The organism is Microcoleus sp. Pol7_A1 (genome assembly GCF_036701085.1).
Taxonomy (GTDB): domain Bacteria; phylum Cyanobacteriota; class Cyanobacteriia; order Cyanobacteriales; family Microcoleaceae; genus Microcoleus; species Microcoleus asticus.
Map to the genome: position 1 here is coordinate 29,884 of NZ_JAUBQD010000060.1, position 12,644 is coordinate 42,527.

Annotated in this window: 9 protein-coding genes and 2 tRNA genes; 9 read left to right on the forward strand and 2 right to left on the reverse strand. The window is 47.0% G+C overall.

Annotated elements, in window-relative coordinates; translation table 11 throughout:
* Nucleotides 1–97: 97 nt before the first annotated feature.
* Both QUA20_RS25535 and QUA20_RS25540 read right to left on the reverse strand, forming a co-directional pair.
* Complete coding sequence (locus tag QUA20_RS25535) at nt 98–514, reverse strand: hypothetical protein (RefSeq protein ID WP_333192284.1); 417 nt, start codon at nt 512–514, stop codon at nt 98–100.
* Nucleotides 515–639: 125 nt separating this feature from the next.
* Entirely contained in the window at nt 640–993 is a 354-nt protein-coding gene (locus QUA20_RS25540; RefSeq protein WP_172187584.1) for a HesB/IscA family protein, read from the reverse strand.
* A 245-nt stretch (nt 994–1,238) separates the two neighbouring features.
* Here QUA20_RS25540 and QUA20_RS25545 point away from each other — a divergent pair, with 245 nt between their 5' ends.
* The 9 genes from QUA20_RS25545 (at nt 1,239) to QUA20_RS25585 (ending at nt 12,401) form a co-directional block, all read left to right on the forward strand.
* Nucleotides 1,239–2,882: a DUF6930 domain-containing protein gene (locus QUA20_RS25545; protein WP_333192286.1), complete on the forward strand. Its 1,644-nt coding sequence runs from the start codon at nt 1,239–1,241 to the stop codon at nt 2,880–2,882.
* Nucleotides 2,883–2,997: 115 nt separating this feature from the next.
* On the forward strand, nt 2,998–3,252 hold the full coding sequence (locus QUA20_RS25550) for a hypothetical protein (protein WP_333192288.1): 255 nt from the start codon (nt 2,998–3,000) through the stop codon (nt 3,250–3,252).
* Nucleotides 3,242–3,613: a type II toxin-antitoxin system PemK/MazF family toxin gene (locus QUA20_RS25555; RefSeq protein ID WP_333192305.1), complete on the forward strand. Its 372-nt coding sequence runs from the start codon at nt 3,242–3,244 to the stop codon at nt 3,611–3,613. Before QUA20_RS25550 ends, QUA20_RS25555 begins: the two co-directional genes overlap by 11 nt.
* A gap of 60 nt (nt 3,614–3,673) precedes the next feature.
* Entirely contained in the window at nt 3,674–5,110 is a 1,437-nt protein-coding gene (zds, locus tag QUA20_RS25560) for a 9,9'-di-cis-zeta-carotene desaturase (RefSeq protein WP_333192290.1), read from the forward strand.
* Nucleotides 5,111–5,305: 195 nt separating this feature from the next.
* Entirely contained in the window at nt 5,306–5,752 is a 447-nt protein-coding gene (locus QUA20_RS25565) for an SRPBCC family protein (RefSeq protein ID WP_172187574.1), read from the forward strand.
* A 259-nt stretch (nt 5,753–6,011) separates the two neighbouring features.
* Nucleotides 6,012–8,033 (forward strand): serine/threonine-protein kinase, encoded by a 2,022-nt coding sequence (locus QUA20_RS25570; protein WP_333192294.1) that lies wholly within the window; start codon nt 6,012–6,014, stop codon nt 8,031–8,033.
* An 86-nt stretch (nt 8,034–8,119) separates the two neighbouring features.
* A tRNA-Val gene (locus tag QUA20_RS25575) sits at nt 8,120–8,193 on the forward strand.
* 464 nt (nt 8,194–8,657) lie between these two features.
* Entirely contained in the window at nt 8,658–12,233 is a 3,576-nt protein-coding gene (locus QUA20_RS25580; RefSeq protein WP_333192298.1) for a PAS domain S-box protein, read from the forward strand.
* 94 nt (nt 12,234–12,327) lie between these two features.
* Nucleotides 12,328–12,401 (forward strand) — tRNA-Val (locus QUA20_RS25585).
* Nucleotides 12,402–12,644 lie beyond the last annotated feature (243 nt).

Consider the following 12,644-nt stretch of genomic DNA (forward strand, 5'->3'; position numbering starts at 1 on the left):
TTTTCCATAAAGTTATTTATTGATTTATTACGACATCGTAATAAACCGCAAAGCCACTTTCGTCGATCCCCGCCTCAAAATCGACTTGTTTGCGCGGTTACGGCTCCAGAAGCCACTGTTTAACGCGGGCGAGACTCTTCCAGTCGGGTTTTCTCTTTAATCCTTCTTCAAAATTTTTTTTAACTTCGTCGAGCAACTCTTCGGAAGCCATCAGGAGTTGCTGAGCCACTTCTACATGGGGGCGCACTCCTTTTTCTTTGAGTTCGAGGATTGCTACTGCTAGGTTGATGCGAGCTTGGGGGTCGTGAGGGTTCAATTTAACGGCTGTTTTCGCTGCCTTTTGAGCCGATGCAGCTTTATTTTCTAACAGGTAGAGCCACGCGAGGCTAGCCCAGGCATTGCCATTTTTGGGAGCTTTCTCGCACACTTCTTTAAACACGGGGATCAGATGAGCCGGGGCTTCGCCAGCTTGGTAGCGATCGAAACCGTCTTTAAACAATTCTTCAGGGGTCATTCGATTTTAGATTTGGGATTTGAGATTTTAGATGGAAAAGAGCATGGGGTGCGGGACGCAACAAGGCAGTCCGAGGCATTCTCAGCAATTAGCAATTACCAATCCCCAATGCTCTATTTTCCAATTTATGTAGAAAAAGAACTGCCACAGCCGCAAGTTTGAGTTGCGTTGGGGTTAGTAAACTGAAAGCCGCCCCCGATCATAGCATCGCTGAAGTCGAGAACCAAACCGTAGAGATAAAGAATGCTCTTGCGATCGCAAACTACCTGAAAACCGTCGTAGTCGAACACTTCATCGTCGGATTTCACAGTGCTGGGATCTGCGAAATCCATCACGTAAGACATACCAGAGCAGCCGCCCTGGCGCACCCCTACCCGCAAGCAGAGGTCTTTACCTTGCTTCTCTCTCAGAGCTAAAACTTGACGGACAGCAGAGTCCGTCATTTGAATTCCACGCTTTTGTGAAGTGGCTTGAGTCATAATTTGCCGAACTCCTGAGATTGTCTAATGCTAAGAGTTTAATCTTATGCCTCCATTGTACAGGCATTCGCCAGAAGGCCTTGGGTTAGATGCTGAAGGCAGAATTTTTAGCTTCTAATTTTTAATTCCCGTGGGGCCTCGTTCCCAAGCTCGATGTCCTCTCCCCCTATAGGGTTTATGATTGATAAGCAGCGGTTGACCGGCTACCGGCACCGCAACAATGCTTCACCCAACGGGCTTACTCTATGGCAGCGCTGAATCGCACTACTCTTCGTCGGCTACAAAACTTACCTCAAATTCCCAGCGTGTGGGAGGGCGATCGCCGACCCTTATCTAATGCTGACTCGCACCTGATGATAGATGACGATGACGTTCTCGAAGCTGGTGGCGAGTGCATTCTCTGGGTCGATGGCTCCGAAGGCGTCGTGAGGGCTATGGACATGGTAGGCCCAGATGCCGGCCCAGAGGCGATCGTCCGGGCCCTGCTACGGGCAATGGAACATCCCCAAAGTCCGGCCCCCGCAGGTCGGCCCCAAAAAATAGTAGTCAAAAACCGAGAAATTCAATTTTATCTGCGGGGCGTACTTCAAGATTTAAGCATTTCCATTGACTACGTGCCGGAATTGCCCTTAATTGACGAAATATTTCGCGGCATGGAAGAGGTCGCGATCAACAGACCTCCTGAGTTGCCCCCTCAGTATGCTGAAGTTTTAATGGAAAAAGCTGCTCAAATTTGGCAAGATGCTCCGTGGCGGACTTTGAGCGAACACCAAATTATATCTATTGAAATCAATCAGTGGGATGTCGCCAGCCTCTACGTGTCCGTATTGGGGCAAGGCAGAATGGATTACGGAGTTTTACTGTACCGCTCTCTAGAATCCTTGAAGCGGTTTCGAGAACGAGTCGTCAACGATGAATCTTTTGAAGATTTAGAACAGGCTTTTTTAGGGCAAGACTGTTTGTTTCTCACCTTTGAAAGTTCCACAGATATTGATGAGGACGACGAAGAAGAAATTGATTTAGCCGATTTGCCTCCATCGGAAATTGAACCAAATTTTGGCAACCTGCATCCTTTAGAAGGATTGCGATCGATTCTTTACGAAGAAGAAGCCCTCACGATGTTAGTTGCTCTCGAAGCATTTCACCGCTTTTTCCGCAACGGCCGCCGGAAATTGGGAGCAGAGACGTTTCCCAATCTCAACAGTCGCTACCGCATCCCGGTTCCGCAGTCTGACGGAGAAATTCAACAGGTATCCGTTAAAGTTTCGACAATGCCCGATGTGTCCGACGAATTATTACAGATGCTCGGTGATGACGACGACGATGACGATGATGATGAATTTGAAATGCCACTGCTGCGGGACGATTTGGTGCCGCAAAATTCATTTTTGAGTCTCGGCGCCGTACCTTGGGAAACCGTAGAGTTCCTGCGGGCAAGTGTCCAGTTTCACCAAGGTGCAGAAAGTGATATTAATACCGCCGGAGATGGTTTACCGGTGGTGATGATCCAAACTTCTCATCCGAAGGCGAAAACGATGATCCAGGATTTGAAAGAAGCTGGAGGGGTGAAGGCAATTGGTTTTAATCCGGGCGAAAATCCTTTTCAGGATGAGCAATACGACTTGGGTATTTTGCAAACTAAAAATGGGGATCTGTATTTGTTTGGGGAGTTTAATGAAAACGATCCGGTGCATCAGGAAGCTCGCCAAAAGTGGGATCGCCGCTGTAAATTAACGAACGGTTGGTGCGGTTTGATTATTGCTAAAGGGTTGATGGGTGCTTCTCGCGGTCAGCCTCAGTTTAAGGATATGGTTGCTTTGCTTGAGGTGCGCTGGGTTTCTGCTAAAGAGTTGGGAATTGGGCCGCTTCAGTTGATGCCGATGTTTTAAAGTTAGTTGACTGTTGACTGTTGACTGTTTACTGTTGTGAGAAGGAAGAGGTCAAAGTAATTTGTAAGGTGCGCCGCAGCGCACAGTAGTTTTTAAATTATTCAGGAGAATGATTATGTCAAATTCTACTCAAAAGCGAGAAGTGTTAGTCTCACTTGATGGTGAATTAGCTGATAAAATAGACCAGCTTACTGATAATTGGACGGAGGCGATCGAACAAGCTCTCCGTCTCTGGTACGCTAAGCAAATAGAAGATAAGTTGCGGAATTTTTATCAAAACCGCAGCCAAGAAGATATTGAGGATGAAAAAGAGTGGTTTAATTTTGTAGAGGAACAGATAGAAGAAGCATGGATCGGTGATGGACTCTAACTCAACAGCGAAAACTTATCCCCGCCAAGGTGAGATTTACCTTTCAAGAGCTTTGCGTCAGTTAGGAGATACCAAAAAAAGACCTGTAGTTGTGGTTTCTCCCGATATCCGCAATGAGTTGACCGATTCTGTAATTGTTGTTCCTTTCACAAGTAACCTTGCAGGAGTAGAAAATCCTACTCGTGTCTTGATTCCTGCGGGTGAGGGAGGATTGCAAGCTGATTCTCTAGCTGTATGTGAAAACGTTTCTGCTTTGCGGCAGACATTCCTAGAACAAGGCCCTTACGGTCACATTAGTGCCGATGTTCTAGCAAGAATTCAGAGGGCTATACAAGTGTCGATCGGCATTTATGAACTTTGAATGTTTCGGAAATTCTAAATTTTGTTACAATTTGTAAAAATACTGTAAAGGATAGGTAAAATGCGGGTTGCGATCGCAGGTGCGGGACTGGCTGGAATGACCACAGCAGTCGATTTAGTAGATGCTGGCCACGAAGTAGAAATTTTTGAATCCCGGCCCTTTGTCGGCGGCAAAGTTGGCAGTTGGGTAGATCCAGACGGCAATCACGTTGAAATGGGTTTGCACGTCTTCTTCGGCTGCTATTATAACTTATTTGCCCTCATGAAAAAAGTGGGGGCTTTTGACGATTTGCTCCTCAAAGAACACGTCCACACTTTTATCAATCGAGGCGGCGAAATCGGTTCTTTGGATTTTCGCTTTCCCGTGGGTGCTCCTTTGCACGGATTGAAGGCGTTTTTTACTACATCCCAGCTATCTGTACAAGACAAAATTCAAAATGCGATCGCCCTGGGAACTAGCCCCATCGTCCGGGGTTTGATAGACTTTGACGGGGCAATGAAAACTATTCGCGATTTGGATAAAATTAGCTTCGCTGACTGGTTCCGCAGCCAAGGTGGCAACCAAAACTCGCTCAAAAGAATGTGGAATCCGATCGCCTACGCACTGGGTTTTATCGACACTGAAAATATTTCTGCCCGGTGTATGTTGACAATATTTCAATTCTTTGCATCGAAAACCGAAGCCTCTGTCATGCGGATGCTGGCCGGTTCTCCCAACGAATATTTGCACAAACCAATTGTGGAATATTTGGAAAAGAAAGGAGCAAAAATTTACACGCGGCGCAGAGTCCGAGAAATTCAGTTTCAAGAAGGCGAAGAAACCCGCGTGACAGGCTTGGTAGTAGCTAACGGCGAAACAGAAGAAAAGATTACCGCAGACGCTTACGTTTTCGCCTGCGACGTGCCAGGAATTCAGAAAATATTGCCCCCAGCTTGGCGCAAATGGTCGGAATTTGACAACATTTATAAGTTAGATGCGGTGCCAGTTGCTACAGTACAATTGCGGTTCGACGGTTGGGTAACGGAACTGGAAGACGAAGCCAAGCGCAAACAGTTAAGCCACGCTGTAGGAATCGATAATTTGCTATATTCAGCAGATGCAGATTTTTCTTGTTTTGCAGATTTGGCACTGACAAGTCCCAAGGATTATTATCAAGAAGGACAAGGTTCGCTGCTGCAGTTGGTGCTGACACCGGGAGATCCGTTTATTAAACAAAGTAATGAGGCGATCGCCCAACACGTACTTAAGCAAGTTCAGGATTTATTTCCGTCAGCGCGGGAATTAAACATGACTTGGTACAGTGTAGTTAAGCTCGCTCAATCTTTGTATCGCGAAGCACCGGGAATGGATGTTTTCCGCCCTGCTCAAAAAACTCCGATCGCCAATTTCTTTCTAGCAGGAAGTTATACTCAGCAAGACTACATTGATAGTATGGAAGGAGCGACACTTTCAGGCCATCAAGCCGCTAAGGCAATTCTCGAAGCTTACAGTCATTAGTCCTTAGTCCTGTCTCGTTTTCTCTCATTCCCAGGCTCTGCCTGGGAATGCCTATCAGGAGGCTGTGCCTCCAGTATTTAGGAAAACGCGAGGCAGAGCCTCTGGATCTGCGTTACCAGGCAAAGCCTGGTAAAAAGAAAACAAGAAAGAAACAATTCTTCAATCTAAAATCTAAAATCTAAAATCTAAAATCGCATGACTGATTGGTTAGAACACAGCGTCCAAGTAGAAGTAGCAATTCCCATCGAATTAGCGTGGCAACTCTGGTCAGATTTAGAGCAAATGCCGCGCTGGATGAAGTGGATCGAATCAGTTCGCGTTCTCGAAGACAACCCGGAATTATCGCGCTGGAAACTCGCAACTGGCGGGTTAGAATTTAGCTGGCTTTCTCGGATTCTCAAATTAGTGCCGAATCAGATAATTCAGTGGGAATCGGTAGACGGTTTGCCAAATCGGGGTGCGGTAAGATTTTACGATCGCAAAAACAGCAGCATTGTCAAACTGACAGTAGCTTATGGAGTTCCCGGCTGGCTGGCAAAATTGATGGACAATTCATTTCTAGCGCGAGTAGTTGAATCGACTCTTATGGCTGACTTGGAAAGGTTTAAAGAGTATGCTCTGAAAGTTAAGGCGACATCTTAAGTTATGAGGACGGAAGTCATGACTACTAACCAGTTTGCAGTCATGACTTTAGTTGTTTTATTTCTAATTTAGGACTTATGCACCCGAACAAAGAAACCGGGTTTTTGAACCCAGATTGAAAGTTTGAAGCAAATATTTTGGTAAAAAACCCGGTTTATTGTTGCCCGTGCGTCCAGGACTATAATTGTAACGCGAGAGTCGATCGCCCTTTTGCCTCAGTATCATAGAAAGATGCTGCTGATTCCTTCTCGCTTCAGTTATGAGTTACTGCCTAAACCCCACCTGTCAAAACCCGCAAAATGCCGATCGTACCCAATTCTGCCTGAATTGCGGCTCCAAACTGTTGCTGAGAGAGCGTTACCGCGCCATTAAACCCCTCGGGCGCGGCGGTTTCGGCCGCACTTTTTTAGCAGTAGACGAAGACAAACCCTCAAAACCGCGCTGTGCAATTAAACAGTTTTTCCCCCTATCCCAAGGTACCAGCAGCAGCGAAAAAGCAGCAGAATTATTCAACCGAGAAGCGGTGCGGCTGGACGAGTTGGGGAAACACCCGCAAATTCCCGAACTGCTGGCGCACTTTCAGCAGGAACGCTATCAGTATTTGGTACAGGAATTTATAGAAGGTCAGAATTTACAGCAAGAGTTGGCGCGGGCTGGGCCTTTCAGCGAAAGCCAGATTCTCAGTCTGCTGAAGGATTTATTGCCAGTATTGCAGTTCGTGCACGATTGCAGTGTAATTCACCGAGATATTAAACCTCCCAATATTATCCGCCGCCGCATTTCTCAAACTCCCATAATTTATACTTACCCCACATTAACCGGGGAATTAGTTTTAGTTGATTTTGGCGCTGCAAAGGTTGTCGAGGGTTTGAGAGAAACCGGTACAGTCATCGGTTCACCCGAATTCGTCGCGCCGGAACAAATTAGAGGTCAAGCGGTTTATGCCAGTGATTTATATAGTTTGGGAGTAACTTGCCTTTATTTGCTGACTCAAATATCTCCTTTTGATTTGTTCGATATCAATCAAGATGTTTGGGTTTGGCGAGACTTTTTGAAGGTTCCAATTGATCCCAAATTAAGTCGCATCCTCGACAAAATGATCGAACCAAGTCTCAGTCGCCGCTACAAATCAGTAGCTGAGGTATTGAAAGATTTGCAGCCGCAGCAGTCGGCGGTGCAGGTTCCGACTCCGGCGGCCCCTGCTATTTCCGTGCAGCAGAGGATGCCTGTGGTGCAGAATGCAGTGCCGCCAACGCTTGCAGGCACAATTTTACCTGTGCCGCCGATGCAGCGGGTTGTGCCCGCACGCGCGCCTACTTGGAGGTGTGTTCATACTCTGGTAGGGCATTCTAATGCTGTTACGTCGGTAGCTTTCAGTCCAGATGGCGCGACTTTAGCTAGCGGCAGTGAGGACAAGACCATCGAGATGTGGAAGTTGGATGCGGGTAAGCGGTGGTACACTCTTACGGGTCATTCTGACTGGGTGACTTGTGTGGCGTTTAGTCCTGATGGGGCGACTTTGGCTAGTGGTAGCCGGGACAAAACAATTCAAATTTGGGATTTGAATAAGGGTAAGTGGTGGTACGCTTTGCGGGGTCACGAAGACAGGGTTTATGCTGTGGCTTTCAGTCGGGACGGTCAGGTTTTGGCTAGCGGCAGTCGGGACAAAACTGTGCAGTTGTGGAATTTGAATAAGGGAAGGCGGATGTCGGCTTTGATTGGTCACGCTGGCGGGGTGGAGGCGGTGGCTTTTAGTGCTGGCGGGGAGTTTTTGGCTAGTGGCAGTCGGGACAAGACTGTGCAGTTGTGGGATTGGCAAAATGGTCGATCGATTTGTACTCTGGCCGAGCACGGGGATTGGGTGCGGGCGATCGTTTTTGCTGCGAACTCCCCCAACTCCCCTGCCGGTCAGACCCCCCCCAGCCCCCCCTTGGTAAGGGGGGGAGTAGGAGAAGGATTGATTTTGGCAACGGGGAGTCGGGATGGTACGGCGAAGCTGTGGCGGGTGGATGCACAGGGGCGAGGGACGCTGTTGCGGAGTATGAGGGACAATTCTGGAGATGTTTTGTGTGTGGCGTTCAGTCCCGATGGTCGGGTTTTGGCGACGGGGAGTCGGGATGGCACGATTTATTTGTGGGATGCGGGTACGGGGGGTTTGCTGGAAATTCTGACCGGCCACGGGGGGGAGGTTTTGTCGGTGGCGTTTAGTGCTGATGGGGGGAGTTTGGCTAGCGGTGCGGGCGATCGAACTGTGAAGATTTGGCGGGGGATTGGGCATTAGGGGCGATGTCAAAAGTGCCCGCCGAACAAATCTCATATTTATGCTTGACAGGCGATCGAAGGTTGTGCTAATTTAGGAATTCGTGAGGACGCATAGCTCAGTTGGTTAGAGCACTACGTTGACATCGTAGGGGTCACTGGTTCGAGTCCAGTTGTGTCCATACCTAAAACCCGCCCAAAAAGCGGGTTTTGTTGTTTCTAAAACTTGTTTCTACAACCAAACTGCTAGATTTGGCATTCTCAATTAGGAATGACAGAATATGTCTAGGTCAGAGATTTAGTAGAGTTGCCACGTTTCGTCGAGGCTGTTGCTGAGCAGTTGCATAGTTTGCATGAGTTCGGTGTTAAAGAAACGCTAGCCCGATTCTCGTAGGCACCATCCCCATCCGTGAACAAAGCGCAAGCAAGCATAACAAGAAAAAGAATAACTTTTAGAACACGATCGCCTTGCACGAGCCGAAGCAGAAGCCGCTAACCGGATTAAAGACGAATTTTTAGCGGTGCTGTCCCATGATTTGCGATCGCCCCTTGGCTTAAACACTGAATGGCTGAGGTTTTGGGCATACTATATCTTGATTCCCTAACAATAACTGGCAGAATAGGTAAATAGGCAGGACTAACCGCAATGAATGTAGAACGTACAAACTCCTTGAATGATCGAGAAGAGCTTACTATAAATTTTTCTCAAGAGCTATGTACAGACTGCCAAGCAATTGAAGCACGATTTGCGGTGATAGTCGATCGTATGGCTGAGGCCTTTATTTCTATTAATTCAGAGTGGCACTGCACTTATGTCAACCATAAAGCAGAGGAGCTTTTAAACAGGAACCGACAACACCTGATAGGCAAAAATATATGGACTGTATTTTCGGTCGATCTTACCTCTGAGCTATATAAGTATTGTCATCAAGCGATCGCCACGCCAACTGCAATCGAGTTTGAAGAACACTACCCCTCACTCAACAAGTGGTTGAGAATTCGCCTCATCAAGAGTGAAGATGGCTTACTTATTTACTTCCAAGATACTACTGAAACATCTGAAGTCGATCGACAATTGAAAGCCGAAATCGCTAAATGCCAGCAGGTGGAAGCCACTCTTCAGAAAAAACAGGACTTTTTGAAAGCAATCCTAAACAACGTTCAAGCTGGCATTGTGGCTTGCGATGCCGATGGCATATTGACGGTATTTAACCAAGCAGCTAAAGATTTTCATGGATTACCTCAGCAGCCAGTTCCAGCGGCTCAATGGGCCCAATATTATGACTTGTATTTGTCCGACGGCAAAACACGCATGAATATAGAGGATATTCCCCTGTTTCAGGCATTCCAAGGACAGAACGTTCGTGATGTGGAAATGATGATTGTTCCGCAGCAAGGAACTGCGCGAATGCTGTTAGCAACTGGACAGGCGATTATTGCCGCAAACGGCGAAAAACAGGGTGCAGTTGTCGTGATGCACGACATTACACAGCGCAAGCAGGCAGAAACAGCTCTGCGTGAGGGTGAAGCGCAATTATCGAGCATCTTCCAAACTATTCCTGATGGGATCACCATTCTAGATTCTACCGGACAGATTATTGCGGCAAATAGGGCAGCAGAGAGGATTTTAAGATTGACTCTCAGCGACATTGTGGAGCGAGGCTATAACGATCCATCCTGGTTCATTACAACCGTGGAGGGTCATCCTTTCCCAGAAGATGAACTGCCGTTTGCGAAGGTGATGCAAACTGGTGAGCCTGTTTATAATATTGAACATGGCATTAGCCATGCCGATGGAACTCGCACGATTCTCTCGATTAATGCTTCCCCTTTGTTTGACCCAGAGGGACAAATTATCAACATCATTGCTGCTTTCAGCGACATTACTGAACGCAAGCAAACCGAAGACGAACGAGTACAACTTGTTCAAGAACAGGCAGCCCGTGCTTTAGCAGAGAATTCTCAACAACAATCAGCATTTTTAGCCCAAGTGAGTGCTGTTCTTTCCTCTTCACTAGATTATGAACAAACTCTCCAAAGCGTTGCAAAACTGGCAGTTCCTTATTTTGCAGATTGGTGTAGTGTCGATCTGCTGAATGACGATCGCACGATCGATCGGGTTGCGGTGGCTCATTCAGATCCCGAAAAAGTGAAGTTTGGCTGGGAGTTGGCTCAACGCTTTCCCAGACATCTCGATGATGGGTATGGCATTGCTAAAGTCATGCAAACAGGACAGGCTGAAATTGCAATTGAGATTACCGATGAACAGTTAGTTGCCGCAGTGCCGAATGCTGAATACCTGGAAATCTTACGTGGAGTTGGGTTAAAGTCCTGCATCATTGCACCGCTACAGGCACGCGGGCGCGTGTTGGGCAGCATTACGTTGGTGTTTACTGAATCCGATCGCCGCTATTGCCTGGAAGACATTGCTCTGGCTGAAGATTTGGCTCAGCGAGCAGCGATCGCCATTGATAACGCTCGTCTCTATAATGAAACACAACAAGCGAAATTAGCCGCCGAACTCGCTGCTAACCGGACGGCTCGACTGCTGGCGGTGATGACAGCTTTGTCTGAATCGCAAACCTCGGCTCAAGTGGCTCAGGTGATTATTGAACAGGGAATGTCCGCACTGGGAGCAAGTTGTGGTTTGGTTGCGGTATTAAACCAGAAGGCAAGCGAACTGGAGATTATTCAAGCGATCGGGTACGAGCACGTAGGAGAATTTCTGCGCAGTTTTTCAATTCATGCACCCTATCCTCTGGCAGAAGCCGTGCGAACTGGGCAACCTGTTTGGTTAGAAACTATCGAAAACCGAATTGCCCGTTATCCTGATTTAGCCGAAGCTTATGCCAAGGTTGGTTCAGAAGCCTGGATTTCAGTGCCGTTGTTGATTGAAGGACAAGCCGTTGGTGGGCTATCGCTCGGTTTTTCGACCGTTCCCCAGCTTTGTGAGAGCGATCGCAGTTTCGTTTTGGCACTGGCACAGCAGTCGGCGCAGTCGATCGACCGAGCACGGCTCTACGAGTCAGAATCGCAAGCACGGGAACAAGCAGAAGCAGCTAACCGAATTAAAGATGAGTTCTTAGCTGTCTTGTCACACGAATTGCGAACTCCGTTGAATCCGATTGTGGGTTGGACTCGACTGCTGCGAAGGGGAAACCTGGATTCTGGGAAAACGGCGGTAGCTCTCGAAACGATTGAACGCAACGCGCAGTTGCAAGTTCAACTGATTGAGGATTTGCTTGATATTTCTCGCATTCTGCAAGGCAAGCTGAGTTTTAACTCTACTCCAATTAATTTGAAAACAACTCTTAAAGCCGCGATCGAAACAGTTAGTTTAGCGGCCGAAGCGAAGAACATTCAAATTAACACCCAGCTAGAACTCAATGTGGGCGATGTGTTAGGAGATGCTACCCGATTGCAACAGGTTGTCTGGAATTTGCTCGCCAATGCAATTAAGTTCACCCCAACTGGAGGTAGAGTTGAAGTTGAGCTAAAAACGATTGATTCATCTGCTCAAATTCAAGTCAGGGATACAGGGAAAGGGATTCAGCCAGAATTTATTCCCTATGTCTTTGACACATTTCGACAAGCCGATAGCAGTATTACGAGAACATTTGGTGGGTTAGGGCTGGGATTAGCGATCGTGCGTCACGTCGTTGAGCTACATGGTGGAACTGTCAAAGCCGAAAGTTTTGTAGAAGGACAGGGAACAACATTTACTGTCACATTTCCCTTATTAGCCAGAAACAATGATGCACACAGCGATCGCAAGGACAATCTATCACTCAATGCTCACACTTCACCTTTGGCTAGATTATGTATCCTGGCCGTCGATGACGAACTAGACAATTTAGAGTTAGTTCAATGTATCTTGGAGCAAGCGGGAGCCACCGTGATCTCTGTATCTTCAGCAACAGATGCGCTACAACTACTTAATGAATCTAAGCCAGATGTTTTGATTGCTGATATTGGAATGCCACAAATTGATGGCTATAAGTTGATTAGTCAAATCAGACAACTATCCACAGAGCAGGGAGGACTGATTCCCGCGATCGCACTTACTGCCTGTGCCGGAGACATCAATCAGCAGCAAGCGCTAGATGCTGGCTTTCAAAGGCATCTTTCCAAGCCGGTTGAGCCGGAAATGTTAGTGCAGACTATTGAGCAATTGCTCGATCCAATTGGGATAAGTAGAGCATTAAACATCTCCCAAAATTAAGCTTCAGCTACCTCTGTACAAGGATTTCAAGTTGATTATTGGAGATGTCTTTTGAGTATAGTCTGGGAAAATGTCACGAATTGAAGCGATCGACAGACGCATAGCTCAGTTGGTTAGAGCACTACGTTGACATCGTAGGGGTCACTTGTTCGAGTCGAGTTGTGTCTATCAAAAGGAACCAGAGTTTACGAGTCCGGTTTCCTCGAAGCGGTTTATGGTATGGTGGGATTTTAAAGGGCGATCGAAGCGTTTACTATACTGCGGCGTAAGTTAGTAACTTGTAACAGACTTGTTTTGTAAATATGAGTTAAAAGTTAACTATTATTTATTAATCATATAGCAATCCTAAATCATTATCATGATTGTGATACAATTATATGCAATACTTGATTGTGACCATAAAAAAATGAA

Coding starts and splice junctions, on each gene's coding strand:
- QUA20_RS25580 (WP_333192298.1), top strand. CDS start 8,658: ATGAATGTAGAACGTACAAACTCCTTGAATGATCGAGAAGAGCTTACT.
- QUA20_RS25535 (WP_333192284.1), bottom strand. CDS start 514: ATGACCCCTGAAGAATTGTTTAAAGACGGTTTCGATCGCTACCAAGCT.
- QUA20_RS25540 (WP_172187584.1), bottom strand. CDS start 993: ATGACTCAAGCCACTTCACAAAAGCGTGGAATTCAAATGACGGACTCT.
- QUA20_RS25555 (WP_333192305.1), top strand. CDS start 3,242: ATGGACTCTAACTCAACAGCGAAAACTTATCCCCGCCAAGGTGAGATT.
- QUA20_RS25570 (WP_333192294.1), top strand. CDS start 6,012: ATGAGTTACTGCCTAAACCCCACCTGTCAAAACCCGCAAAATGCCGAT.
- QUA20_RS25545 (WP_333192286.1), top strand. CDS start 1,239: ATGGCAGCGCTGAATCGCACTACTCTTCGTCGGCTACAAAACTTACCT.
- QUA20_RS25550 (WP_333192288.1), top strand. CDS start 2,998: ATGTCAAATTCTACTCAAAAGCGAGAAGTGTTAGTCTCACTTGATGGT.
- zds (WP_333192290.1), top strand. CDS start 3,674: ATGCGGGTTGCGATCGCAGGTGCGGGACTGGCTGGAATGACCACAGCA.
- QUA20_RS25565 (WP_172187574.1), top strand. CDS start 5,306: ATGACTGATTGGTTAGAACACAGCGTCCAAGTAGAAGTAGCAATTCCC.